This window comes from Streptomyces sp. CoH27, from assembly GCF_020181035.1.
In the GTDB taxonomy this organism is placed as follows: domain Bacteria; phylum Actinomycetota; class Actinomycetes; order Streptomycetales; family Streptomycetaceae; genus Streptomyces; species Streptomyces camelliae.
This window is the reverse complement of the sequence record NZ_JAIQYY010000016.1, coordinates 208,067-232,806: the sequence shown is the minus strand read 5'-3', so window position 1 is coordinate 232,806 and position 24,740 is coordinate 208,067. Positions and strand designations below refer to the sequence as shown.

The following is a 24,740-nucleotide window of genomic DNA, read 5'->3' as shown; positions in this document are numbered from 1 at the left end:
GGCGGCCGCCGAGCGCGAGGGCCGCAGCATCGCCCCGCTCATCACCCGGCTGAACACCATCCGCCGCAACCACCCCGCCCTGCGCCAACTACGCGATCTGCACTTCCACCACGCCGACCAGGACGCGGTGATCGCCTACTCGAAGCGGAACGGGTCGAACACGGTTCTGGTCGTCGCCAACCTCGACCCCCACCACACCCAGGAGGCAACGGTCTCGTTGGACATGCCGCGACTCGGCCTGGACTGGCACGAGTCCGTGCCGGTGCGCGACGAGCTCACCGGCGAGACCTACTACTGGGGCAGGACCAACTACGTGCGCCTCGAACCGGGTCTTCGGCCCGCGCATATCTTCCACGTCCTGCGACCGTCCACCCCGCAGATCGGAGGGTCACCCACCATATGAGCGTCAATGAGCCCGTCCCGGACACCTTCGAGGACACTCCCGCCAAAGACCGGGACCCGGAGTGGTTCAAACGCGCCGTCTTCTACGAGGTCCTGGTCCGCTCCTTCCAGGACAGCAACGGCGACGGCATCGGCGACCTGAAGGGCCTGACCGCCAAGCTCGACTATCTGCAGTGGCTCGGCGTGGACTGCCTGTGGCTTCCACCGTTCTTCAAGTCACCGCTCCGGGACGGCGGTTACGACGTCTCCGACTACACCGCCGTCCTCCCGGAGTTCGGTGACCTCGCCGACTTCGTGGAGTTCGTCGACGCCGCCCACCAGCGCGGCATGCGCGTCATCATCGACTTCGTCATGAACCACACCAGCGACCAGCACCCGTGGTTCCAGGAGTCGAGGCGCGACCCGGACGGTCCGTACGGCGACTACTACGTCTGGGCCGACGACGACAAGCAGTTCCCCGGCGCCCGGATCATCTTCGTCGACACCGAGGCCTCCAACTGGACGTACGACCCCGTACGCAAGCAGTACTACTGGCACCGCTTCTTCTCGCACCAGCCGGATCTGAACTACGAGAACCCGGCCGTGCAGGAGGAGATGATCTCCGCGCTGAAGTTCTGGCTGGATCTCGGCATCGACGGGTTCCGGCTGGACGCCGTGCCGTACCTGTACCAGCAGGAGGGCACCAACTGCGAGAACCTGCCGGCGACCCATGAGTTCCTGAAGCGGGTGCGCAAGGAGATCGACACCCAGTACCCGGACACCGTGCTGCTGGCGGAGGCCAACCAGTGGCCGGAGGACGTGGTCGACTACTTCGGGGACTACAGCTCCGGCGGCGACGAGTGCCACATGGCGTTCCACTTCCCCGTCATGCCACGCATCTTCATGGCCGTACGGCGGGAATCCCGCTACCCGGTCTCCGAGATCCTCGCCAAGACCCCGGCGATCCCCGCGAACTGCCAGTGGGGCATCTTCCTGCGCAACCACGACGAGCTGACCCTCGAAATGGTCACCGACGAAGAGCGCGACTACATGTGGGCCGAATACGCCAAGGACCCACGGATGCGCGCCAACATCGGGATCCGGCGGCGCCTCGCGCCCCTCCTCGACAACGACCGCAACCAGATCGAGCTGTTCACCGCGCTCCTGCTGTCCCTGCCCGGCTCGCCGATCCTCTACTACGGCGACGAGATCGGCATGGGCGACAACATCTGGCTCGGCGACCGTGACGCCGTCCGCACCCCCATGCAGTGGACCCCCGACCGCAACGCCGGCTTCTCGTCCAGCGACCCCGGACGACTCTTCCTGCCGACGATCATGGACCCCGTCTACGGCTACCAGGTCACCAACGTGGAAGCCGCGATGTCCTCGCCGTCGTCGCTGCTGCACTGGACCCGCCGCATGATCGAGATCCGCAAGCAGAATCCCGCCTTCGGACTGGGCACCTACAACGAACTCCAGTCCTCCAACCCGGCGGTGCTCGCCTTCCTGCGGGAGGCCCCGGTGTCCGAGGACGGCGGGGACGACGTCGTGCTGTGCGTCCACAACTTCTCGCGGTTCGCCCAGCCCACCGAGCTGGACCTGAGCCGGTTCAGCGGGCGGCACCCGGTCGAGCTGTTCGGCGGGGTCCGCTTCCCGGCGATCGGCGCCCTGCCGTACCTGCTCACCCTCGCGGGGCACGGCTTCTACTGGTTCCGGCTGCGCCGAAACGCGGCGTAGCACCCCGCCGGCGGGGCGGTGGCGTGTTTCCGCCGCCCCGCCCGGGGCACGCATCAGGAACACCCCGCCCCCCGACGACCCGGGGAAAGGACGTGACGCCCATGGCGGAGACGGTCACCCCCTACGGCCGCAACACCCCCCTCATCGCCTCCCTCGACCCCTTGTTGCGCACCTGGCTGCCGAGGCAGCGGTGGTTCGCGGGCAAGGGGCGGCCGGTCACCGGGTTCACGCCCGTGGCCGTCACCGAACTGCTCCCGCCCGACGGCCGGCTCGGCCTGTACCACCTGCTGCTGCGCGTCCACCAGACCGGCGTCCCGGGTCCCGGCGACTGCTACCAGTTCCTCATAGGTGTGCGCGAGGCGCTCCCGCCCCGGCTGGCGCCCGCGCTGATCGGACATGTGACCCAGGGGCCGCTCGCCGGACGCACGGTGTACGAGGCTCTGTACGACCCCCGGCCCGCCGAGGTGCTCCTGGAGGCCCTGCGCACGCAGGCCCGCATCGGCGGGCTGCGCTTCGAGCGGGACCCGGGCCAGGAGATACGTACGGACCTGGTGGCCCGGCTGATGACCGCCGAGCAGTCCAACTCCTCGGTGGTCTACGGAGATACGTTCATCCTGAAGCTGTTGCGCCGGGTCGTGACCGGCGTCAATCCCGACCTGGAGCTCCCGCTCGCGCTGGCCCGCGAGGGCTGCCCCCGGGTGCCCGCGCCGACCGCGTGGGCGTACGCCGAGACCGGCCGGGAGCCGTACGTCCTCGCCGTGCTCCAGCCCTATGTGCGCGGCGGCGCCGACGGCTGGGAGCTGGCGCTGCGCGAGCTGGCCAAGGGCGAGGACTTCGCCGCCGAGGCGCGGGAGCTGGGCCGGGCCACCGCCGAGGTGCACACCGCGCTCGCCCGTGCCCTGCCGACGGTCACTCTCGGCCATGTTCAGCTTCAGGGGCTGGCCGACGGCATGATCGCGCGGCTGGAGGCGGCCGTACAGGCGGTCCCGGGCTTGCGGCCGTACGCCACCGGGCTGCGCCAGGCCTATGCCGCGCTGTACCGCCTGGCCGCCGAGGGCGACACCCGCACCGCCCAGCGGATCCACGGCGATCTGCACCTCGGGCAGTGTCTGCGCTCGGCGGACGGGCAGTGGTCGCTCATCGACTTCGAGGGCGAACCGGCCCGCCCGCTCGCCGAACGGCGCCTGCCGCAGCCGCCGGTGCGGGACATCGCCGGCATGCTGCGCTCCTTCGACTACGCGGCCCGTTCCGTGACCCCGCCCGCACCGGACTGGGCACACGGGTGCCGTGCCGCGTACTGCGCCGGGTACGCCGAGGTGTCCGGGCACGATCCGCGCGCCGACGCGGAGCTGCTGCGGGCCTACGAGACCGACAAGGCGGTCTACGAGGCCGTCTACGAGGCCCGCCACCGCCCCGACTGGCTCCCCGTACCGCTCTCGGCGATCGCCCGCCTCGCCGCGCCCGACCAGGAGGCTCGTCCGTGACCGACACGTCGACCACGTCCGCCGGCGGCCTGGACGCCGGTGACCGCGCACGGCTGCTGCACGGCACCCACCACGACCCGCACGCCGTCCTGGGCGCCCACCGCGTCCCCGGAGGGGTCGTCTTCCGCGCGTTCCGGCCGTACGCGCGGTCCGTCACCGTCGTCACCGGCGAGCTGCGGGCCGGGCTGCACGACGACGGGGACGGCTTCTTCTCCGGACTGCTCCCACTCGACCAGGTCCCCGGCTACCGGCTGCTCGTGGCGTACGAGGGGGCGGTCCAGGACACCGAGGACGCCTACCGTTTCCTGCCCACGCTGGGCGAGCTGGACCTGCATCTGATCGGTGAGGGCCGGCACGAGCAGCTGTGGCGGGCGCTCGGCGCGCATGTCGAGGAGCATCAGGGCGTGTCCGGCACCCGGTTCGCGGTGTGGGCGCCGGACGCACGCGGGGTACGGCTCGCGGGCGGCTTCAACTTCTGGGACGGCACCGCGCATCCGATGCGCTCGCTGGGCTCCTCGGGGGTGTGGGAGCTGTTCGTGCCGGGGATCGGCGAGGGCGAGCTGTACAAGTTCGAGATCACCCGCCCGGACGGCTCCCGCACGCTGCGCGCCGACCCGCTGGCCCGCCGTACGGAGGCCCCGCCCGCGACCGCGTCGGTCGTGACGGCCTCGCACCATGTGTGGGCCGACGGGGAGTGGATGGCGCGCCGGGGGGACACGCCGGTGCACGAGGCGCCGTTCTCCGTGTACGAGGTCCATCTCCCCTCGTGGCGTCCTGGGCTGACGTACCGGCAGCTCGCCGAGCAGCTTCCCGCGTACGTCACGGAGACGGGCTTCACGCACGTCGAGCTGATGCCGGTCGCCGAGCACCCCTTCGGCGGTTCCTGGGGCTACCAGGTCACCGGCTTCTACGCCCCCACGGCCCGCCTCGGCACCCCGGACGACTTCCGGTACCTGGTGGACCGGCTGCACCAGGCCGGGATCGGTGTGCTGATGGACTGGGTGCCGGCGCACTTCCCGCGGGACGACTGGGCGCTGGCCGAGTTCGACGGGCGCCCGCTGTACGAGCATCACGATCCGCTGCGGGCCGCGCATCCCGACTGGGGGACGCTGGAATTCGACTTCGGCCGCCGGGAGGTGCGCAACTTCCTGGTGGCGAACGCCGTGTACTGGTGCGAGGAGTTCCACATCGACGGGCTGCGCGTGGACGCGGTGGCCTCGATGCTGTACCTGGACTACTCGCGCGAGCCGGGCCAGTGGACCCCGAACGAGCACGGCGGCCGGGAGAACCTGGACGCGGTGGCGTTCCTGCAGGAGATGAACGCCACGGTGTACCGCCGCTGTCCCGGGGTCGTCACCATCGCGGAGGAGTCCACGGCCTGGGACGGGGTGACCCGGGCGACGGACACCGGCGGGCTGGGCTTCGGGCTGAAGTGGAACATGGGCTGGATGCACGACTCGCTGGCGTACCTGGCCCACGAGCCGGTCCACCGCAAGTACCACCACCACGAGATGACGTTCTCGATGGTGTACGCGTACAGCGAGAACTACGTCCTGCCGATCTCCCACGACGAGGTCGTGCACGGCAAACGGTCCCTGGTGTCGAAGATGCCCGGCGACTGGTGGCAGCAGCGCGCCAACCACCGGGCCTACCTCGGCTTCATGTGGGCCCACCCCGGCAAGCAACTCCTCTTCATGGGCCAGGAGTTCGCCCAGGGCGCCGAGTGGTCCGAGGCGCACGGCCCCGACTGGTGGCTGCTCGACCCGTCCTACGGCGCCGCGGCCGACCACCGGGGTGTACGGGACCTGGTCCGGGACCTGAACACGCTGTACCGCGCGACCCCGGCGCTGTGGCAGCGGGACACCGACCCGGCGGGCTTCAGATGGATCACTGGGGACGCGGCCGACGACAACGTCTTCGCGTTCCTCCGGTTCGATGCCGACGGCACCCCGCTGCTCGCGGTCTCCCACTTCTCGCCGGTGGTGCGCGAGGACTACCGCCTCGGTGTCCCGGAGGACGTACCGGCCTGGGTACAGGTCCTCGACACCGACGCGGCCCGCTACGGCGGCAGCGGCGCCGCCCGCCCGGACGTGGTCAAGCCGGAGCCGCAGGGCCTGCACGGCCACCCCGCGAGCATCCGGCTGACCCTGCCACCGCTGGCTACGGTGTGGCTGCGGCCGGCTTGAGCGCCTCGGGCAGACCGTCCGTGTACAGCACGGCCAGCCGCTGCGTGGCCCGGGTGAGGGCGACGTACAGGTCACTCGTGCCGTACCGGGCCGGCTCCACCACCAGGACCGAGTCGAACTCCAGGCCCTTGGACTGGCGAGGGTCGAGGAGGACGACGGTCCGGGTGAGGTCGGGTTCCGCGCCCGCCGTCACCCCGTCCAGGCGGGCGGCGAGCGCGCGGTGCAGGTCGCGCGGCGCGATCACCGCCAGTCGGCCTTCGGCCGGGGTGAGTTCGGCGACCGCCTCGGCGACCGCACCGGGCAGGTCGCCGGCGGCCTGGCGCACCCACGGCCGTACGCCCGTCGAGCGCACCGAGCTCGGCGGCTCGAAGCCGGGGTTCTCGGCGCGTACGACGGCCGCGGCCAGCTCCATGATCTCGGCCGGGGTGCGGTAGTTGACGCCGAGCCGGGTGTGCTCCCAGCGGTCCTCGACGTAGGGGGCGAGGATGTCCGCCCAGGAACCCACGCCCGCTGCCTCCGCCGTCTGGGCCGGGTCGCCGACCAGGGTCATCGAGCGGGTCGGGCTGCGCCGCATCAGCAGCCGCCAGGCCATCGGCGACAGCTCCTGCGCCTCGTCCACGATGATGTGCCCGAACGCCCAGGTCCGGTCGGCCGCGGCCCGCTCGGCGGCACTGCGGTGGTCCGCCTCCTCCTGCCGCTCGGCGAAGCGTTCGGCGTCGATGATGTCGTGGGCCGACAGCACCTCGGACTCGTCGTCGTGCCTGTCCTCGAACTCGTAGGTCCGGGAGGCGTACGACACGTCCAGCACGCCCTGCGCGTAGGCGATCTGCGTCTCGCGCTCGCGGTCGGCCCGCGCCCGCGCCACCCGGTCGTCCTCACCGAGGAGTTCGGCCGCCTCGTCCAGCAGGGGGACGTCGGCGACGGTCCAGGCGCGGGTCACCGGGCGGCGGATGGCGGCCGCGTCCGCGTCGCCGACGTACCCCTCCGGCTCGGCGAGGAAGTCGGCGACCAGCCGCCGTGGGGTGATCCTGGGCCACAACTGGTCGATGGCGGACCAGACTTCGGGGTTCTCGGCGAGTTCGTCGCGGATCTGGGTGATGTCGGAGGCGTCGAGCAGGCTGCTGCCGTCGTACGGGTCGGTGCCGACGCGTTCGGCGTACAGCTCGGTGAGGGTGTTGAGGATGTGCCCCTCGAAGTACTCGCGGGCCGCGTTGTGCGGCAGTTTGGCGGCGCGGGTGCGTTCGCGGGCGACGGAGACCAGACCGTCGTCGAGCATCAGCACCTCGCGGTCGTGCTCGATGGCGATCACCGGGTCGGGCAGGGCCTGGCGGTCGCGCACGGCGGCGGCGAGTGCGTCGGCCATGTCGGCGCGGCCCTTCACGGCGGCGGCCTCGGGGGTGTCGGCGGCGGTCGCCTTCACGCCGGGGAACAGCTCGCCGATCGTGGCGAGCAGCACCCCGGTCTCGCCGAGGGAGGGCAGCACCTCGCCGATGTAGCCGAGGAAGGCCGGGTTGGGGCCGACGATCAGCACGGCCCGGCGGGCGAGCAGCTCGCGGTACTCGTAGAGGAGGTAGGCGGCGCGGTGCAGCGCGACGGCCGTCTTCCCGGTGCCCGGCCCGCCCTCGACGACGAGCACCCCGCGGTACGGCGCCCGGATGATCTCGTCCTGCTCGGCCTGGATGGTCTGCACGATGTCGCTCATGCGGCCGGTGCGCGCCGAGTTCAGCGCGGCCAGCAGCACGGCGTCGGCGTCGTGTTCCTCGTACCCGGTGCGGGTGGCGTCGCCGAGGTCGAGGATCTCGTCGTGCAGCGAGGTCACGGCGCGGCCCTCGGTGGTGATGTGCCGGCGGCGGCGCAGGCCCATCGGGGTGTGCCCGGTGGCCAGGTAGAACGGGCGGGCGACGTCGGCCCGCCAGTCGATGAGCACCGGGGTGTGCTCGGCGTCGTCCTCGCGCAGCCCGATCCGGCCGATGTGGTGGGCGGTGCCGTCGGCCAGGTCGATCCGGCCGAAGCAGAGCGAGCCGTCGACGGCGTTCAGGGCGGCGAGCAGCCCCGAGCGCTCGGCGACCAGGATGTCCCGCTCCAGCCGGGCCTGCATGGGCTTGTCCCCCTGGGCGAGCGCGTCGGTGACCGAGGTCTCGGTCTCGCCGCGCAGTACGTCCACGCGCGCGTACAGTCCGTCGATGAATTCCTGCTCGCGCTTCAATTCATCGTCCGGAAATTCGGTGTTTGACAATTCCGCTCCCGCCCGGATATACTCTGCTCAGTGAACTTCTCAGCGACCCAATCCCATTGAAGTCGCGAACCACTGAATATACGCACAGAAATCCCCCGAGCGCAATTGCTCAGGGGATTTTTGCTGGGCGGCCTTGTTTTACAGCACGTCGGCCAGCTCCTCCAGCAGCCGCCGCTTGGGCCGGGCGCCCACCATCGACCACACCGGCTCACCGTCCCGGAAGACCATCAGCGTCGGCGTCGACAGCACGCCGTAGGCAACGGTCGTCTCCGGATTGCGGTCCACGTCCAGTTGCACGATCTTCAGCCGGTCGCCCTCCTCGAAGGCGATGTCCTTCAGCACCGGCGCGAGCTGCCGGCACGGCCCGCACCAGTCGGCGGTGAACTGCACCAGCACCGGAAGTTCCGAGCCTTTCACCTCCGTCGCGAAATCGGCGTCCGTCACCTCTGCCAGTCCGCTCACCAAGCTCATCGCGCAGGCCCTCCCAGTTCGCACACGGGTTCCGGACCCCCCGGAACCAGCGCCTCGGCGGCCAGCGCGTCCCGCGCCTCCTCGGCCCGCGCCAACTGCCCCGCGACCGTCTCCCGCGCCGCCTGGAGCTGCCCGATGAGCGCGTCCAGCTCGGCCAGCTTGCGCCGGTAGACCGCGAGCGAGGCCGGGCAGGAGTCGCCCTCCGGGTGCCCGGCACGTAGGCAGTCCACGAAGGGCCGCGTCTCCTCCAGCTCGAACCCGAAGTCCCGCAGCGTCCGGATCTGCTCCAGCAGCCGCAGGTCGGCCTCGTCGTAGGCGCGGTGTCCGTTGCCGTCGCGCCGGGCGGGCAGCAGCCCGCGGGACTCGTAGTAGCGCAGGGTGCGGGTCGTGGTCCCGGCCCGTGCGGCCAGCTCGCCGATTCGCATGCCTACGACCGTACGGGGTGACGTCGGCGTCAAGGCAAGCGGTGCCGACCTCTCGGCGGGCGTCAGACGGGGACGCCCGCCGACTCCTCCACCTCCATCAGCGACGCGCTCTGCCGCTCCTCCTCGAAGGCCCTGCGGCCGCCGCGGAGGCCGAAGAGGCGCTTGGCCACGGCGATGTAGAGCACGGCGAGGATGTTCAGCACCAGGGTGACGATCTTCAGGTAGCTGACCTTCTCGGTCAGCTCGTAGATCTCCAGGGGGAGGAAGGCGGCCGTCGCCACCACCGTCAGGTACTCCGCCCAGCGCTTGGCGTACCAGAGGCCGACCGCCTCGACCAGCTCGATCAGGGCGTAGGCCAGCAGCAGGGCGGCGACCAGGACGAGTGTGGAGTGCTTGTAGCCGAACGCCTTCTGGATGGAGCCGACGACCGGTGAGTGGTCGAGGTCGTAGTGGAAGTGCTTGAACACCGGGCGGAACACGTCCAGGTTCTGGTTGAACAGGCGGCGCACGGCGTCCTGGCTGTTGCTGAACTTCCACACCGCCACGGCGACGAGCACGATGAACACCCCGCGCACCGCCCGCTCGACCGACAGGAAGCGCAGGATGAACAGGTCCCGCAGCACCTTGCCGCGCGGCACGAGCGGCGCCTCGGCGGCCGGGCCGGACCCGTGCGGCTCGCCCAGCACGAAGTCACCGCAGCGCAGGCAGCGCCAGACCTCCCCGAGCGCGGTCTCGGCGTGCAGCCGCAGACGCAGCCGGGGGTCGTCGGGCGCGTAGGTCACATGGCCCTTGCGCGCGCAGGTCCGCCGGTCCCAGTCGATCTTCATCCCCCGTGCCTCCCATACACGTACTGCATGTACTGCACGTACTGACGTCATGCGCCGACGTGCCGTTCCGGTTCATCCGGAGCGGCACGTTAGCGGATGAGGGTGAGGAGGGTCAGCCGGCCGCGCTCTCCGCCAGTTCCTTCTCCTCCTCCTTCACCTCCTTCACCTCCGGCACCGGGGCTTCACGGCGCGGGAGCAGGAACGCCACGAGGAGCGTGCCGATGCCGAGGACGACCGCCCCGACGAGGCTGGTGTGGGCGACGGCGTCGGAGAAGGAGGAGCCGACCGCGTCGGCCATCCGGTGGGCGCCGGCGGCCAGTTCGGCGGCCTGCTGCTTGAGCTGGGCGGCCTGGTGCGGGTCCTTGGCCTGTGCCGCCTGTGCGGCCAGTGCGTGCGCCTTGTCGCCGATGCCCTGGGCGACCGCGTATCCGGCGCCGACGGAGTCCTTCGCCGTCTCCAGGACGTTCGCCGGGAGCTTGCTGCCCGCCGTGGCGTCGCTCAGGTGGTTGCCGTACGACGTCGCGAGCAGCGAGCCGAGGATGGCGATGCCGAGGGAACCGCCCAGTTCCAGGGAGGTGTCGTTGACCGCGCCGCCGACGCCCAGCTCGGACTCCGGGAAGGCGCCCATGATGGCGTCGGTGCAGGGCGAGAGCGCCAGGCCGATGGCGAGGCCCAGGATGATCAGGGGGGCCACGAAGTCGCCGTACGTCGAGGCCGCGTCGATGCGGGTCAGCAGGGCGAGAGCCGTGGTGCCGCCGACCATGCCCGCGGTGACCGTCCACTTCATGCCGACGCGCGGGGTCAGGAACCCGGTGACGGCCGAGCCGACGAAGACCGCGCCGGCCAGCGGCAGCATCCGTACGCCGGTCTGCAGGGCGTCGTAGCCGAGGACGAACTGGAGGTGCTGGGTGAGGTAGTAGAAGGCGCCGAAGACGGCGAGGAAGAACAGGGCGACGGCGAGGTTGGAGCCCGCGAAGCGGCGGCCTGCGAAGCGGCGGACGTCCAGGATGGGCCGCGGGTGGCGCAGCTCCCAGACGACGAAGGCCACCAGGCCCGCGCCCGCCACGACCGCCGCGGTGATGGCCTTCGCGTGCCAGCCGAAGTGCGGGCCCTCGATGATCATGTAGACGAGGGAGCCGGTCCAGATCACGGAGAGCAGGCCGCCCACGTAGTCGATGCGATCGTGGTGGCCCGCCTTGGACGGCGGGATGAGCACGAAGGCGGCGACGATCGCCACGGCCGCGACGGGCACGTTGATCAGGAAGGTCGAGGACCAGCCGTGGTCGCGCAGCAGCGCGCCCGCGACGACCGGGCCGGCGGCGATGGCGAGGCCTGCCGTGGCCGTCCACAGGACGATCGCCTTGGCCCGTTCCTCGCGCGGGAAGGTCGCGGCGAGCAGGGAGAGCGTGGCGGGCATGATCAGCGCGGCGCCGACGCCCATCACGGCGCGGGCCGCGATGACGGTGGCCGCGCTGTCGGCGAGGGAGCCGAAGACGGCTCCGCCGCCGAAGACCAGCAGTCCGAGGACGAGCGCGCCGCGCCGGCTGTACTTGTCGCCGATCGCGCCGAGCAGCAGCATCAGCGCGGCGTACGGCACGGTGTAGCCGTCGATGACCCACTGGAGGTCGGCGCTGGAGAGGCCGAGGTCCTTCGTCATGTCGGGCGCGGCGACCGTGAGCGCGGTGTTCGCCATCACGATGATCAGCAGGCTCAGGCAGAGCACGAGCAGTGCCCACCAGCGCCGGGCGTACGGGCGCTCCATCTTCTCGACCGGTTCGGTCATGACGAGTCGCATGGCAGGGGTCGCCTTCCTCGGATCGCGACGGCAGGTGCGGTGCAGATTTGCACAGTGGCGTGCAATTGCACAACCATGTGCAATGTACGTCGTTGCACAGCACTGTGCAAGTCGATGGAGGAAGCGGCAGGGCATGCAGAATGACTCCCATGACCACGGGTAACAGCAGCCGCGCCGACGCCAACCGGCGCCGCATCCTCGACGTCGCCCTCGCGGAACTGCTGCGCGATCCCGACGCCTCCATGGACCAGATCGCGCGCGCCGCGGGAGTCGTACGGCGGACGGTGTACGGCCACTTCCCCAGCCGTGAGGCGCTGATCAGCACGCTCGTCGACGGGGCCGTGGCGGCGCTGACGGACGCGGACGCGGGGGCCCGGGAGGGGGTCAGGGACCCGGCGGAGGCGGTGGCCCGGTCGGTGCTCGCGGTGTGGGAGATCGCCGACCGCTACCGGCTGCTGGTCGGCCTGGCCCAGCGCACGGTCACCGTCCAGGGCATCCGCGAACGCCTCGCCCCGCTGCGCGCGAACAAGATCCGGGTCCTGGAGCAGGGTCTGAAGGAGGGCGTGTTCAGCTCACCGCTGCCCGCCCCGGCACTCGCCTACGTCCACGAGCAGCTGCTGTTCGCGGTCACGGAGGCGGTGAACGACGGCCTCCTCCCAGCAGAAGAGGCGGGCCGCTCCGCCACGGTCACGGTGCTGACCGCGGCGGGCATGCCCGCCTCGACGGCCACCGCGCTGGTGGCCAGGGTGAGTGCGTAGACGTCCTGGGACGAAAGAGGCCGGGCGGCTGAGGTACGGGGGGATCCTCAGCCGCCCGGCGGCGGTCCCGGATGCCCGGCCCGGGTTCAGGCGGGGCCGGACATCCGGAGTCTCACTACGGGGTCGGGGTCAGGCCTTGGCCAGCGCCTCTTCCCGCTGCTCGGGGACCTCGGTGACCGTCCCCTGGTGCTCGTCCAGCAGCGTCGTCTCGTCGAACGGCAGCTCACCGGCGAGCACGCTGCGCACCCGCTCCTTGTCGATCTCCTTGGTCCACGTGCCCACGAGCACCGTCGCCACCGCGTTGCCCGCGAAGTTGGTCAGGGCGCGGGCCTCGCTCATGAAGCGGTCGATGCCGACGATCAGGCCGACGCCGTCGACCAGCGCGGGCTTGTGCGACTGCAGGCCACCGGCCAGGGTCGCCAGGCCGGCGCCGCTGACGCCCGCCGCGCCCTTGGACGCCAGCAGCAGGAAGAGCAGCAGCGGGATCTGCTCACCGATCGACATCGGCGTACCCAGCGCGTCGGCGATGTACAGCGACGCCATGGTCATGTAGATCATCGTGCCGTCGAGGTTGAACGAGTACCCGGTCGGCACGGTGATACCGACGACCGGCTTGCTGACCCCCAGGTGCTCCATCTTCGCGATGAGCCGCGGCAGCGCGGACTCGGAGGAGGAGGTGGACAGGATCAGCAGGAACTCGCGGCCCAGGTACTTGCACAGCGAGAAGATGTTCAGCCCCGAGACGAGCCGCAGGATCGCGCCGAGCACCACGAAGACGAACAGGACGCAGGTGATGTAGAAGCCGAGCATCAGCACGGCGAGGCTCTTGAGCGCGTCGATGCCGGCCGAGCCGGTCACGGCCGCGATGGCGCCGAAGGCACCGAGCGGCGCGAGCCACATGACCATCGACAGGATGCGGAAGACGAGCCGCTGGATGTGCTCGACGCCGCGCAGCACCGGCTGCCCGACCGGGCCCATGGCCTGGAGGGCGAACCCGGCGAGCAGGGCCACGAGCAGCGTCTGGAGGACCTGGCCCTCGGTGAAGGCGGAGACGAACGTCTTGGGAATGATCGACAGAACGAAGTCGACAGGCGGCAGCGCGTCGGGGGACACCTGGGCGTGCCCGGTCGCCTTGAGCGCCTTGGTCAGGTGCAGCCCGTCACCCGGGTGGAGCACGTTGCCGACGACGAGGCCGATCGCGAGCGCGACCAGCGACATCACGAGGAAGTAGCCGAGGGCGATACCGCCGACGGCGCCGACCTTGGCGGCCTTCCGGACGGAGCCGATGCCGAGCACGATGGTGCAGAAGATGATCGGCGAGATCATCATCTTGATCAGGTTCACGAAACCCGTACCGAGCGGCTTCAGCTGGACGCCCGCGTCGGGCCAGATGAGCCCCACGGCGATGCCGAGCACGACGGCCGCGATCACGGCGATGTACAGGTAATGGGTGCGGTCCCGCTTCACGCGGGGCACGGCAGGTGCCGTATCGGGGGTGCTGGCGGCCACGGCTGCCCTCCTTGACGTCTTCGTCGGCATCACCGGCGTGCGGCTCACGTCCGGGGGTTGTGGGGGATGCCTGGACTATCTCCCGCCCTGTGAGGGTGGTCACCCTTCCGTTCATTTAGTTCACGCTTAACCGGAGAGGCACACTGCTGACATGCGCGTTCCCCGCCTCCCCCGACCCCGCAGCCTGGCCGGCCAGCTCTTCGCCATGCAGGCCGTGCTGATAGCGCTGGTCGTGGCCGGGTACGCGCTGTTCACCTACGTCAGCGACCAGCGACAGGCCGAGGACGCCGCGGTGCGCCAGGTCACGGCCGTGGCCCGGTCGATCGCGGACGCCCCCTCGGTGCGCGCGGCGATCCGCACCACGGACCCCTCAGCCGCCCTGGAGCCGTACGCGTTGCAGGTCACCCGGGACGCGGGCGTCGACTTCGTGACGATCATGAACACGGACGGCATCCGCTGGACCCACCCCGACCCTCACCAGATCGGCAAGCGCTTCCTCGGCCGTATCGACCCCGCCGTGCACGGCCACACCTTCACCGAGACCTACACCGGCACGCTCGGCCCGTCCGTGCGCGCGGTGACCCCGGTCGAGGACGGCGGCCGGGTCATCGGCCTGGTCAGCGCCGGGATCAAGGTGGAAGCGATCAGCGAACGGGTCCGGGGCCAGGTCACAGCGCTGCTCGGGGTCGCCGACGGCACGCTGCTGCTGGGCGCGGTCGGCACGTACGTCGTCAACGCCCGCCTCCGCCGCCACACCCACGGCATGAACGCCACCGAGCTGAGCCGGATGCACGACTACCACCAGGCGGCGCTGCACGCGGTCCGCGAGGGCCTGCTGATGCTGGACGGGCAGTACAGGGTGGCGCTGATCAACGACGGCGGCCGGGAGCTGCTGGGCGTGGGCACCGAGGACGAGGTGATCGGCCGCTCGGTCGCGGACCTGGGCCTGCCGGGCCCGCTGACGGGCGCGCTGCTGTCCTCCGAGCCCCGCGTGGACGAGGTGCACCTGACGGCGTCGCGGGTGCTGGTGGTGAACACCTCCCCGGTGTCGGGAGGCGAGCGCCGGGGCACGGTCGTCACCCTCCGAGACGTAACCGAACTCCAGGCGCTGACAGGCGAGTTGGACTCCGAGCGGGGCTTCACCCAGGCCCTGCGCTCGCAGGCGCACGAAGCCGCCAACCGCCTCCACACCGTGGTGTCCCTGATCGAACTGGGCCGGGCCGAGGAGGCGGTGGAGTTCGCCACGGCCGAGCTGGAACTGGCGCAGGCCCTGACCGACCAGGTGGTGGCGGCGGTGAGCGAACCGGTGCTGGCCGCCCTGCTGCTGGGCAAGACGGCCCAGGCCAACGAGCGGGGCGTGGAACTGGTGGTCTCCCCGGACAGCCGCCTGGACGACGGCGTCCTCCCGGAGGACCTCTCCTCCCGCGACCTGGTCACCATCCTCGGCAACCTGATCGACAACGCGGTCGACGCGGCGCAGGGCAGCATCGGGGCCCGGGTGACGGTGACGGCGTACGCCCCGGCCGGCGAGGTGGTCCTGCGGGTGGCCGACACCGGCCCCGGTGTCGACCCCACCCATGCCGACCTGGTATTCCAGCGGGGGTTCTCCACCAAGCCGGCCGGGCCCGGCGGGCGGGGGCTCGGGCTGGCCCTGGTCCGGCAGGCGGTGGCCCGCCACGAGGGCAGCCTGACCGTGACGGGCGGCGAGGAGGGTGGAGCGGTGTTCGAGGTGCGGTTGCCGTCGCGCACGGCTTCCCCGGTGCCGGGAGGCGGCGCGACATGACGGATGCACCGGCGATCAGAGTGCTGGTGGTCGAGGACGACCCGGTGGCCGCCGACGCCCATGTGATGTACGTCGGCCGGGTGCCGGGCTTCGTCGCGGTCGGCAAGGCACACACGGGCGCGGAGGCGCGGCGCGTGCTGGACCGTACGCCGGTGGACCTGCTGCTCCTGGACCTCCACCTCCCCGACGTGCACGGGCTCCAGTTCGCCCGCTCCCTGCGCGCGGCCGGCCATCACGCGGACGTGATAGCGGTGACGTCGGCGCGGGACCTGGCGGTGGTGCGGGAGGGGGTCTCACTGGGGGTCGTCCAGTACGTCCTGAAGCCCTTCACCTTCGCGACCCTGAGGGACCGCCTGGTCCGCTACGCCGAGTTCCACGCGGCGGTCGGCGAGGCGAGCGGCCAGGACGAGGTCGACCGCGCACTCGCCTCCCTCCGTGCGCCGTCGCCCGCGGCGCTGCCGAAGGGGTTGAGCGGGCCGACTCTGGAGCGGGTGACGTCAGCTCTGCGAGAGGCGGAGGCGGGACTTACGGCGGCAGGGCTGGCGGAGGCGGTGGGCATCTCGCGGATCACCGCACGCCGTTACCTGGAACATCTGGTGGAGGCAGGGCGGGCCGCCCGGAGTCCGCTGTACGGGCAGGTGGGGCGGCCGGAGTTGGTGTATCGGTGGGTGGCGCAGGGGCGGTGAGGGGCGGGGGCTTTCAGCAGCGTGGCACCATACCGGCAACGCGTCGGGCACGAGCCGCGTTCCGGGCGTCGCCCGCACCGTCGTAAGCCTCGGCAGCACGCAGCCAGTACGACCGCGCCCGCTCCGGTTCACCGGCGCCGTCATGGATCAGGCCGAGAGCGTAGAGGGTCTTTGCGGCACCGTGCCGGTCCCCGTACTCCTCTGCCACAGCTAGGGCATCAAGACAGGCAGCCACCGCTTCACGCGATTTCCCACACGCGTCGAGCGCAAGTCCGTAGCCGTGCCGGGCGTAGCTCTCACGGAGCTGATCACCCGTCTCGCGGTAGAGGTCGATGGCCCGCCTGACGGTCTCGGCCGCCTCCTTCGCTCTGCCGCACTTGCGAAGGATCACCGCCAGGTTGGTCCGTACACCCGCCTCGTCATGCCGGTATCCACTGCGCTGGAAGAAGCCGAGAGCCTCAGTGAGAACGCGGATGGAATCGTCGAACCGCCCGACGTCGCCGAGCGTGGTGCCCACGTTGCATGCCGCCTGAGCCGCGCCGCGGTCGTGCCCGATGGCCAAGAAGAGACGGCTGGCCTGGTCATGCGCCTCGATCGCCTCCCATACCCGCCCGGTGTTCCGCAGCGAGGTTCCCGTCCTGTTGCAGGCCTCAGCCTCACCGCACTTGTTGCCGGTCCGCCGCGCGGCGGTCTGGGCGGCGCGGTTGACGGCGACGTCGTCGTCGAAATAGCGGCGAAGGCGGAGATACTCAAAGAGGCGGTGGGCAAGCCGCAAGACGTCGGCGGCGACGCGCGGATCGGTGGCCCAGCGGGTGGCCGCCACCAGGTTCTGACGCTCCTCGTCAAGCCAGGCAAGGGCCTCCTCCCGGTCGCGGAACGGATTGATTCGAATGCTCCACGACGGGGGCCTGTCAGGACTTGTACTCACATACGCGTCCGCCGCCCGAGCCCGTTCCAGGTAGAAGGACATCACCCGCGCCCTGGCCGCTTCGCGCTCCTTCGCCGTCGCCTTGCCCGCGGCGTACTCCCGGACGAGATCGTGCAGCCTCCACCGCCCCCGACGGCTTCCCCTCTCCACCAGATGCGCCCGTTCAAGGGCGGCCAGCAGCCCCCGCGCCGTACGGTTCCGCTTCCCTTGGAGAGCCTCGACCACGGCCAACCCTGACTCCGTACCCGGCAGCAGGGCAAAGAGGCGCAGCAGACGCGCCTCTGCTTCGGGCAGCCTTCGGTAGGAGAGGTCGAAGGTGAGACGCACGCTGCGTTCGCCATCGTTCAGGCAGTCAATGCGGCTCTGCGCTTCAGTCAGTTCGGTGACGAGTTCGTGCACCGGAGCACCCGGGTCGGTGGACAGCAGCGCGGCGGCGATGTTCAGCGCCAGTGGTAGCCGACCGCACAGCTCGGCCAGCAGGGCAGCCGACTGGGGGTCGTCCGCGATCCGCGTGTCAGCGGGGTCCGCCCCTCGGAGCGCACGGTCGAGCAGACCGACAGCGGCCTCCACCGGCAGTTCCCCGAGCGGCAGAAGGCGTGCGCCCAGCGCGGGAAGCCGGTGCCGGGAGGTGGCGAGGACGCGATGCCCGGAGCAACCAGGAAGCAACGGTCGGACCTGGTCGGCGGAGGAGGCGTTGTCCGCGAGCAGGAGGAGGGAACCTCGATTCCGGGCAATGCCCGCCAGCTCCGTGCGGTACAAAGCGCCGCGTTCCTCTGCGTCCGCAGGAAGGTGGGCGGGGGCCACGCCCAGTGCCCGGAGCAGTGCCTGAAGGGCAAGGTCCGCTGTGGCGGGAGTGTCCTCATAGCCGTGCAGGTCGACGAAGAGGGCGCCGCCGGGAAACCACCCCCTCGCGCGAGCCTCGTGCGCCGCCGCCAGTGCGAGCGCGGTCTTGCCGACGCCGCCGAGGCCCGAGACGGCTGTGACGAGAACGGCTGTTGATGCGTCCGGCGCGCGGGGGTCAAGGGCGTCGAGGAGCACACGCAGTTCCGGCTCGCGACCGGTGAAGCCGGACGGCGTGGCCGGTAGGGATTCAAGGGCGGTGGGAGCGGCGCCGTGGTGATGATGGTGGCTGTGGTGGTGCTCGGTCTTCCCGGTGACGGGACCGATGAACACGGCGTCCCGGAAATCGATGTGATCATCGCCAGAGATGTGGTCGCTGTGTTCGCCGTGCACCGTGCAGCCTGCCCGAAATCGCCCAACACCCGTACGCTACGCCAATTGCCCCTCCGAGGAGGCGAATCCCGCGTACAACATGACCTGCACACCGAGGCCGACCACCGCCAGCCCCTCAAGCACGGAGACCGCGACGAGCAGCCCACCGCCGTCCCCCGCCGCCCAGAACACCACGAGGGCCGCCAAGGGCACCACGCAGAAGGCGGTCAGGTCCACCGCGCACTGAATGGCCTTGCGCGACCTGCGGCGTGCGTCGGTGCGGTGCTCCGTCTCCCAGCGAAAGACCGAGACCGCCGAGGCATTGGGGGCGGCGGCGAGTCGGGTGAGCCGCGGACCGAGGTCGTCCCGTACGTACGCCCCGATCGCCGAAATCTTCTGATCGTTCACGACGTACGTCCATCCGAGCACGACACACACCGGCGGCAGCGCCAGCAGCATCGATGGCTGCTTGGCCTGGGCGGCGGCGGCGATCACGGCGGCGACGACGGTGAGAGTGACGTACAGCAGATTGTCCCGGAACCCGATCCGTGTCTTCTGCTCGTCCTTGAGCGTCTGGTACTCGGTGAGCAGCAACTGTCCCACGGTGACGTCTCGTTCCGGCACTGCATCCCCTTCCCCCGGCAGTACTTTATGAGTGTGCCGGAGACCCAGCCCACCGTTCTGATCCTCACCGCACTCGCGTTGGAATACGCGGCGGTGCGCCCGTACGTCGAGGACCGCGAGGAACGGGTCCATCACAACGGGACGCGTGTCGAGGTCGGCCTGCTGCCCGGCAGCCGCTGGCAGGTGGCGCTCAGCGAGCTGGGCGTAGGCGCCGAGCGGGCGGCAGCACTCGCCACGCAGCTCATCGACTGGCTGAAGCCGCAGGCCGTGTTCTTCGTGGGTGTAGCCGGCGGCCTGAAGGGCGGCATCGGGATCGGTGACGTCGTGGTCGGCACCCAGGTGTACGAGATCCACGGCGGTAAGCAGACGAGCGAGGGCTTCAAGGTCCGCCCCAAGGCCCTGCCCAGCTCGCACGCGCTGGAGCAGGCGGCGCGTTCGGCGGCGCGGGATCTGGAGGACGTGGAGGTCCACTTCGCGCCGATCGCCACCGGTGACGTGGTGCTCGCCGACTCCGAGTCCGACCTCGCCCGGTTCATCGAGTCGCACTACAACGACGCCGGGGCGATCGAGATGGAGGGGTCGGGGGCGGCCAACGCGGCCCGGTTCGCCGGCCAGCTGGACGCCCTCGTCATCCGGGGTGTCAGCGACCACGCGAACGCGGCGAAGGCTCTGGCCGACGCGGGCGGCTCCCAGAAGCTGGCGGCGGCGCAGGCGGCCGTGGTGACGGTGGCGGTGCTGCGTAAGCACCTGCCGCGGGGTCGAGGTTCCGCCGACTCCGAGGAGGGGCCCCAAGGGGGCTACAGGGGTGACGGGGGTGACCACATCGACTTCCGGGGCGGGGTCTTCTACGGGCCCGTCACGGGAAAGCAGGTCGGAGGCGGCAGGCAGGGGTAAGGCCACCGTTCACGGCCCGGTCCCGCGCGCGAGTGCCACCCTGCCGCCCCGCCCGCTGGGGTTCACCGGCCGCTCGGCGGAACTGGACCGCCTGCTTCCGCACCTCGCACCCGAGGAGGACGACTCGGCCGCACTTCCGCTGCTCATCTTCGCCGTCACCGGCATGGGCGGCATCGGCAAGACCGCGCTGGCGGTGGAAGCGGCGCATCGGGCGTGTGCGGAGGGCTGGTTTCCGGGTGGGACTCTGTTCGTGGATCTGCGGGGGTACGACGAGGATCCGGTGATGGCTGACCAGGCGGTACTGGCGCTGCTCGACGCGCTCGGCGTACGGGACCGGGATCTGCCGCCGACGGCGGAGCGGCAGTACGACGTGTACCGGGCACTGCTCGCCGAGCGCCCAGATCGGATGCTACTGATCCTGGACAACGCGTCGGATCCGTCGCAGTACCTGCCGCTGCTACCAGGCACGGACCGCCATCGGGTGCTCATCACCTCGCGGGACCGCCCTGATTCCCTTCCGGTACGGCTCATCGACCTTGAGACGCTTGATCCGGACGACTCAGTCGCTCTGGTGACGCGGGCATTGCAGGAGACTGACGAGCGCGACGAACGCGCCGCGTCCGAGCCGGACTCGTTACGCGAACTGGCTGACCTATGCGGCGACTTGCCCCTTGCGTTGCAGATCGCGGCGGGAATGCTGCGGAGGCGCCGGCATCGGGACATCGCCTCACTGGTGGCCGAGATCCGCGACACCGGGGACGCGATCGCCGTCCTGGACCAGGGCAGTCCGGGCACGGATCTGTACGGGCGGTCGCTGGTGCTGCGGCCTGTGCTGGAGACGTCGTATCGCCGACTGCCGGATGATCAGGCACGTTTGCTCCGTCTGCTCTGTCTCGCTCCGGGAGCGGAGACGGGTACGGAGGCGATCGCCGCCTTGGCCGACCTCAGCGGAGAGACCGTGCTGTCGCTGCTGGAGGAGTTGGCTGCCGCGCACCTCGTGACGACAGTGCGCCCCAACGGCGGGCCGGGTTCGGCCGTGCGGTGGCGGGTGCATGACCTGGTGCGCGGGTTCGGCGCGGGGGTGATGGCAGAAGACGCGGCGCTGCGGGAGGAGGGGGAGGGGGCGCGGGAGCGGGTTCTGGGCTTCTACCGCCAGTGGGCGGATGCAGCTAATCGCCGATTGCGTTGGCTCCCGGGGATGGAGGAGCCGGAGCGGTTCGGGGATCGGGCGCACGCGCTGGCATGGCTGGATGGCGAGCGGGCGGGCCTGGTGGCGGCGGTGGGGTGGGCGCAGGAGGGGCGGTTCGCGGACGCGGCAGTGCGGCTGGCTTGGTCTTTGCGGGAGTACCTGTCTTGGCGTCGGTATTTCGACGACTGGATCGTCGTCATGGAGCTCGCGCGCGACGCTGCCCGCCGCGCCGGAAACGGCCTCCACGAGGCGATAGCGTCGGACAGCCTCGGCTTCGCCCTGCGGGAAGCGGGCCGAGTGAGGGAGGCGATCGACGCCCACACCCGCGCCCGCGACCTCTTGCAGGCCGTCGGAGACCGCCGCCGAGAGGCCAGCACGTGGAACAACCTCGGCACCGCCCTGTGGCAGGTGGGCCGGATGGAGGAGGCGATCGACGCCATCGCCCATGCCTGCGAGCTGCATCAGGCTGCCGGAAACCGCCATCGAGAGGCCAGCGCGTGGAACAACCTCGGCATCACCCTGCGACGGGCGGGCCGGGTGGAGGAGGCGATCGACGCCCACACCCGCGCCCGCGACCTGTTCCAGGATGCCGGAGATCGGCATCGCCAGGGCAAGGCGTGGAACAACCTCGGCGTCGCCCTGAAGCAGGCGGGCCGGGTGGAGGAAGCGGTTAAGGCTTATGGCAAGTCTCTTGAAATCCAACGTGAGTTCGAGGACTCGTACGGCGAAGGGGGCACCCTTCGCAACCTGGCCATCGCCCACGAGATCGCCCGCCGCCCCGCCGAAGCCCGCGCCGCCTACCTCCAGTCCGCCGACGCCTACACCCGCGCCAACGCCCCCGCAGAAGCCGCCGAAGCCCGCGCCCGCGCCGTCAAGCTGTCCGAGCAACCGGACTAACTCACACCCTCACCCCATCCCCCGCATACCCCCGAGCCCCCCGCCAAGGCACCACCGCCCACATCCGCGTCCCACCCCCGGGCTCCCGCGCCTCCCCGAATGCCCACTCGTATGGCGCCGTTCCCCAGCTGGACACCGCGCAACTGGACTCGGCACCAAAGGCAACAACTGCTTCCGCATAGGCACCGACACCACAGGCGCCTACATCGCCGTCGCCGGCCAAGAAGCCCACCCCCTCACCGACACCCAAGAAGCCCTCCGCGCCCTCATCCGCGCCATCAAGTCCGGCGAGGCGGACCACCTCCTGTAGCCCCCTGCCGTAGCCCGCCGTATCTTCCAATCCCGCGCACGTCCATTGACCTGACTAGACCACCGCTCTTACCTTCACACGGCAACCACCCAAGGCCACCCCCACGTGCGCCCGCAGGAGGTCATGCCCGTGCGCCCCACCGCCGCCCTCTCCGCCCTCCTCACCGCCGCCCTCGCCGCAACGGCCCTCACCGCCTGCGGAAGCGGATCCGGGAGCAGTCCGAACACGGTCAAGGTGTCCTACAAGCAGTCGATGGACAACTCGGTCAAGGTCATGGACACCTATCTGACCGGGATCAAGAAGGAGTTCGAGAAGAAGTACCCGGGGAAGAAGGTCGAGCTCGTCCCCATCAAGGCCCCGGACTCGGAGTACTACACCAAGCTCCAGCAGATGATGCGCTCGCCGAGAACCGCGCCGGACCTGGTCTACGAGGACACCTTCCTCATCAACTCCGACATCACCAGCGGGTACTTGAAGCCCCTCGATCCCTATCTCGCCAAGTGGCCGGACTGGGGGCAGTTCATCGACACCGCCAAGGCCGCAGCCCAGGGGCAGGACGGGAAGACGTACGGCGTGCCGGACGGGACCGACACCCGAGGGCTGTGGTTCGACAAGCGGGTCTTCAAGCAGGCCGGGCTGCCGATGGACTGGCAGCCGAAGAGCTGGGACGACATCCTCACCGCCGCCCGCACCATCAAGCAGAAGGTCCCCGGCGTCACCCCGCTCAACGTCTACACCGGCAAACCGGCGGGTGAGCGCTCCACCATGCAGACCATGGAGATGCTGCTCTACGGGACTGGGGACGGAAAGTCCGATCCCCTGTACGACGGCGGCAGCAAGAAGTGGATCACCGGGAGCCAGGGGTTCACGGACTCGCTGAAGTTCGTCGAGACCGTCTACAAGGAGAAGCTCGGGCCCGACGTTTCAGACGCCCTCGATCCCAATTACGCCACCACCGTCATGGGCGAGCTGCTCCCCCAGGGCAAGCTCGGCATCGACCTCGACGGCTCCTGGCTGCCGCAGACCTGGCTCCCGGGCAGCGGGCGTGACTGGCCGGACTGGTCCAAGCAACTCGGCCTCGCCTACATGCCGACGCAAGCCGGCCAGGCGCCCGGCAAGGTGAGCATGTCCGGCGGCTGGACCTGGGCGATCCCGGCCAAGGCCGGCCACCCCGACCTCGCCTTCGACTTCATCAGGACGATGCAGACCGAGGCGAACGCCAAGAAGTGGTACATCGCCAACTCCGGGATCTCCGTGCGCAAGGACGTCGCCGCCGACCCCTCGTACGCCACCGCCCAGCCCGGCATCAAGTTCTTCACCGACCTGGTGGCCACGACCCACTACCGGCCCGCGTATCCGGCGTATCCGAAGGTGTCGACCGCCATCCAGGAGGCGATGGAGAGCGTGACCACCGGTGACTCGTCCGCGCAGAAGGCGTCGAGTACGTACGACTCGACCCTCAAGGACGTCACCGGCGGCCAAGTGGTCCGGAGGTGAAGCCGTACCGCCGGGTCACCCGGGCGCTCCCCCTCACCCCCGCCGTCGTCCTCATCCTCCTTTTCCTCGCCGGCCCCATCGCCTACTGCGTCTACATCGCCTTCACCGACCTGCAGTTGACGGGTCAGGCGCACGCCTCGTTCGTCGGGTTCGACAACTTCCGGCGGGCCTTCCGGGACAGCGAGTTCCTCAACGCCGTATGGCTGACCCTCGTCTTCACCGTGCTGTCCTCGCTCGTCGGGCAGAACACCCTGGGCCTCGCCCTCGCGGCGCTGATGAAACGGGCCTCGAAGCCGGTGCGGACGCTCACCGGTGGGGTGGTCGTGACCGCCTGGGTGCTGCCGGAAGTCGTGGCCGGGTTTCTGCTGTACGCCTTCTTCCGGCGGGAGGGGACCTTGAACGCCATCCTGGACTGGCTCCATCTGCCGCGTCAGAACTGGCTGTTCACGCTGCCCGTCCTCGCCGTGTCCTTCGCCAACGTCTGGCGCGGTACGGCGTTCTCGATGCTCGTCTATTCGGCCGCGCTGGACGAGATACCCGCCGAGATCACGGAGGCCGCCGAGGTCGACGGGGCCGGCGGGTGGCGGCGGATGTGGCACATCACGCTGCCGATGATCCGCCGGTCCATCGCCACCAACCTCATGCTCAACACCCTCCAGACGCTGTCCGTCTTCGGGCTGATCTGGGTGATGACCCGGGGCGGGCCCGGCAACAAGAGCCAGACCCTCCCCCTCTTCATGTACGAACAGGCCTTCCAGAACAGCATGATCGGGTACGGCACCGCCGTCGCGCTGCTTCTGCTGCTCGTCGGGTCGCTGTTCTCCGTCGTCTATCTGCGTCTGCTGCGGACGGAGGTGTGAGACAGAAGATGCCTCGTCAGCGCACCTCCCGCCAGCTCGCCGCCGATGCCG

The 24,740-nt window shown here is 70.4% G+C and carries 19 protein-coding genes; 11 read left to right on the top strand and 8 right to left on the bottom strand.

Annotated elements, in window-relative coordinates; genetic code table 11:
• From LE548_RS27225 to glgB, 4 genes are all read left to right on the top strand, one after another.
• A partial coding sequence (locus LE548_RS27225; RefSeq protein WP_225099590.1) for a DUF3459 domain-containing protein occupies positions 1 to 403 on the top strand: 403 nt, incomplete at its 5' end.
• Positions 400 to 2,118 (top strand): maltose alpha-D-glucosyltransferase, encoded by a 1,719-nt coding sequence (gene treS, locus LE548_RS27220; RefSeq protein WP_225099589.1) that lies wholly within the window; start codon positions 400 to 402, stop codon positions 2,116 to 2,118. The genes LE548_RS27225 and treS, both read left to right, overlap by 4 nt.
• A 101-nt stretch (positions 2,119 to 2,219) precedes the next feature.
• A complete protein-coding gene (locus LE548_RS27215) occupies positions 2,220 to 3,602 on the top strand; it encodes a maltokinase (RefSeq protein WP_225099588.1) in 1,383 nt (460 codons plus the stop codon).
• Positions 3,599 to 5,788 (top strand): 1,4-alpha-glucan branching enzyme, encoded by a 2,190-nt coding sequence (gene glgB, locus LE548_RS27210; protein ID WP_225099587.1) that lies wholly within the window; start codon positions 3,599 to 3,601, stop codon positions 5,786 to 5,788. Before LE548_RS27215 ends, glgB begins: the two co-directional genes overlap by 4 nt.
• Here the strand turns inward: glgB and LE548_RS27205 are convergent.
• The 5 genes from LE548_RS27205 to LE548_RS27185 all read right to left on the bottom strand — a co-directional run bounded on the left by LE548_RS27205 (position 5,763) and on the right by LE548_RS27185 (position 11,542).
• Complete coding sequence (locus LE548_RS27205) at positions 5,763 to 7,994, bottom strand: UvrD-helicase domain-containing protein (protein WP_225099602.1); 2,232 nt, start codon at positions 7,992 to 7,994, stop codon at positions 5,763 to 5,765. The two genes, glgB and LE548_RS27205, sit on opposite strands and share 26 nt — an antisense overlap.
• A gap of 168 nt (positions 7,995 to 8,162) precedes the next feature.
• The gene (gene trxA / locus LE548_RS27200; RefSeq protein WP_308030655.1) at positions 8,163 to 8,495 is read right to left on the bottom strand and encodes a thioredoxin; all 333 of its coding nucleotides are present in this window, start codon (positions 8,493 to 8,495) and stop codon (positions 8,163 to 8,165) included.
• Positions 8,492 to 8,920 (bottom strand): MerR family transcriptional regulator, encoded by a 429-nt coding sequence (locus LE548_RS27195; protein WP_225099586.1) that lies wholly within the window; start codon positions 8,918 to 8,920, stop codon positions 8,492 to 8,494. Before LE548_RS27195 ends, trxA begins: the two co-directional genes overlap by 4 nt.
• Before the next feature lie 62 nt (positions 8,921 to 8,982).
• Positions 8,983 to 9,747 (bottom strand): DUF2127 domain-containing protein, encoded by a 765-nt coding sequence (locus tag LE548_RS27190; protein ID WP_225099585.1) that lies wholly within the window; start codon positions 9,745 to 9,747, stop codon positions 8,983 to 8,985.
• A 112-nt stretch (positions 9,748 to 9,859) separates the two neighbouring features.
• Complete coding sequence (locus LE548_RS27185; RefSeq protein WP_225099584.1) at positions 9,860 to 11,542, bottom strand: MFS transporter; 1,683 nt, start codon at positions 11,540 to 11,542, stop codon at positions 9,860 to 9,862.
• Positions 11,543 to 11,682: 140 nt separating this feature from the next.
• On the opposite strand from LE548_RS27185, the gene LE548_RS27180 reads away from it, so the two are divergent.
• Entirely contained in the window at positions 11,683 to 12,300 is a 618-nt protein-coding gene (locus LE548_RS27180) for a TetR/AcrR family transcriptional regulator (RefSeq protein ID WP_225099583.1), read from the top strand.
• 129 nt (positions 12,301 to 12,429) lie between these two features.
• Here the strand turns inward: LE548_RS27180 and LE548_RS27175 are convergent, their stop codons facing one another.
• Positions 12,430 to 13,839 carry a cation:dicarboxylate symporter family transporter gene (locus tag LE548_RS27175; RefSeq protein WP_225099600.1) on the bottom strand — a complete coding sequence of 470 codons (1,410 nt, stop codon included), beginning with the start codon at positions 13,837 to 13,839 and terminating at the stop codon, positions 12,430 to 12,432.
• A gap of 121 nt (positions 13,840 to 13,960) precedes the next feature.
• Between LE548_RS27175 and LE548_RS27170 the strand changes: the two genes are divergently transcribed.
• Complete coding sequence (locus LE548_RS27170) at positions 13,961 to 15,592, top strand: sensor histidine kinase (RefSeq protein WP_225099582.1); 1,632 nt, start codon at positions 13,961 to 13,963, stop codon at positions 15,590 to 15,592.
• Complete coding sequence (locus LE548_RS27165; RefSeq protein WP_225099581.1) at positions 15,589 to 16,278, top strand: response regulator; 690 nt, start codon at positions 15,589 to 15,591, stop codon at positions 16,276 to 16,278. Before LE548_RS27170 ends, LE548_RS27165 begins: the two co-directional genes overlap by 4 nt.
• A gap of 13 nt (positions 16,279 to 16,291) precedes the next feature.
• Here the strand turns inward: LE548_RS27165 and LE548_RS27160 are convergent, their stop codons facing one another.
• Together LE548_RS27160 and LE548_RS27155 are read right to left on the bottom strand one after the other, a co-directional pair.
• Positions 16,292 to 18,439, bottom strand: coding sequence for a tetratricopeptide repeat protein (locus LE548_RS27160; RefSeq protein WP_225099580.1), 2,148 nt, complete (start codon positions 18,437 to 18,439; stop codon positions 16,292 to 16,294).
• Positions 18,440 to 18,475: 36 nt separating this feature from the next.
• Positions 18,476 to 19,042: a hypothetical protein gene (locus LE548_RS27155; RefSeq protein WP_225099579.1), complete on the bottom strand. Its 567-nt coding sequence runs from the start codon at positions 19,040 to 19,042 to the stop codon at positions 18,476 to 18,478.
• 33 nt (positions 19,043 to 19,075) lie between these two features.
• Here LE548_RS27155 and LE548_RS27150 point away from each other — a divergent pair, with 33 nt between their 5' ends.
• From LE548_RS27150 to LE548_RS27135, 4 genes are all read left to right on the top strand, one after another.
• Entirely contained in the window at positions 19,076 to 19,936 is an 861-nt protein-coding gene (locus LE548_RS27150) for a nucleosidase (protein WP_374116179.1), read from the top strand.
• Between the two features lie 139 nt (positions 19,937 to 20,075).
• Positions 20,076 to 22,022, top strand: coding sequence for a tetratricopeptide repeat protein (locus LE548_RS27145; RefSeq protein ID WP_225099599.1), 1,947 nt, complete (start codon positions 20,076 to 20,078; stop codon positions 22,020 to 22,022).
• Between the two features lie 433 nt (positions 22,023 to 22,455).
• Positions 22,456 to 23,829 (top strand): extracellular solute-binding protein, encoded by a 1,374-nt coding sequence (locus LE548_RS27140; RefSeq protein ID WP_225099577.1) that lies wholly within the window; start codon positions 22,456 to 22,458, stop codon positions 23,827 to 23,829.
• The gene (locus tag LE548_RS27135; protein ID WP_225099576.1) at positions 23,826 to 24,689 is read left to right on the top strand and encodes a carbohydrate ABC transporter permease; all 864 of its coding nucleotides are present in this window, start codon (positions 23,826 to 23,828) and stop codon (positions 24,687 to 24,689) included. Before LE548_RS27140 ends, LE548_RS27135 begins: the two co-directional genes overlap by 4 nt.
• Positions 24,690 to 24,740 lie beyond the last annotated feature (51 nt).

Excerpts from the sequence above, each read along its gene's own strand:
- treS (WP_225099589.1), top strand. The coding sequence starts at position 400 with ATGAGCGTCAATGAGCCCGTCCCGGACACCTTCGAGGACACTCCCGCC.
- LE548_RS27215 (WP_225099588.1), top strand. The coding sequence starts at position 2,220 with ATGGCGGAGACGGTCACCCCCTACGGCCGCAACACCCCCCTCATCGCC.
- trxA (WP_308030655.1), bottom strand. The coding sequence starts at position 8,495 with ATGAGCTTGGTGAGCGGACTGGCAGAGGTGACGGACGCCGATTTCGCG.
- LE548_RS27195 (WP_225099586.1), bottom strand. The coding sequence starts at position 8,920 with ATGCGAATCGGCGAGCTGGCCGCACGGGCCGGGACCACGACCCGCACC.
- LE548_RS27190 (WP_225099585.1), bottom strand. The coding sequence starts at position 9,747 with ATGAAGATCGACTGGGACCGGCGGACCTGCGCGCGCAAGGGCCATGTG.
- LE548_RS27185 (WP_225099584.1), bottom strand. The coding sequence starts at position 11,542 with ATGCGACTCGTCATGACCGAACCGGTCGAGAAGATGGAGCGCCCGTAC.
- LE548_RS27180 (WP_225099583.1), top strand. The coding sequence starts at position 11,683 with ATGACTCCCATGACCACGGGTAACAGCAGCCGCGCCGACGCCAACCGG.
- LE548_RS27175 (WP_225099600.1), bottom strand. The coding sequence starts at position 13,839 with ATGCCGACGAAGACGTCAAGGAGGGCAGCCGTGGCCGCCAGCACCCCC.
- LE548_RS27170 (WP_225099582.1), top strand. The coding sequence starts at position 13,961 with ATGCGCGTTCCCCGCCTCCCCCGACCCCGCAGCCTGGCCGGCCAGCTC.
- LE548_RS27165 (WP_225099581.1), top strand. The coding sequence starts at position 15,589 with ATGACGGATGCACCGGCGATCAGAGTGCTGGTGGTCGAGGACGACCCG.
- LE548_RS27140 (WP_225099577.1), top strand. The coding sequence starts at position 22,456 with ATGCCCGTGCGCCCCACCGCCGCCCTCTCCGCCCTCCTCACCGCCGCC.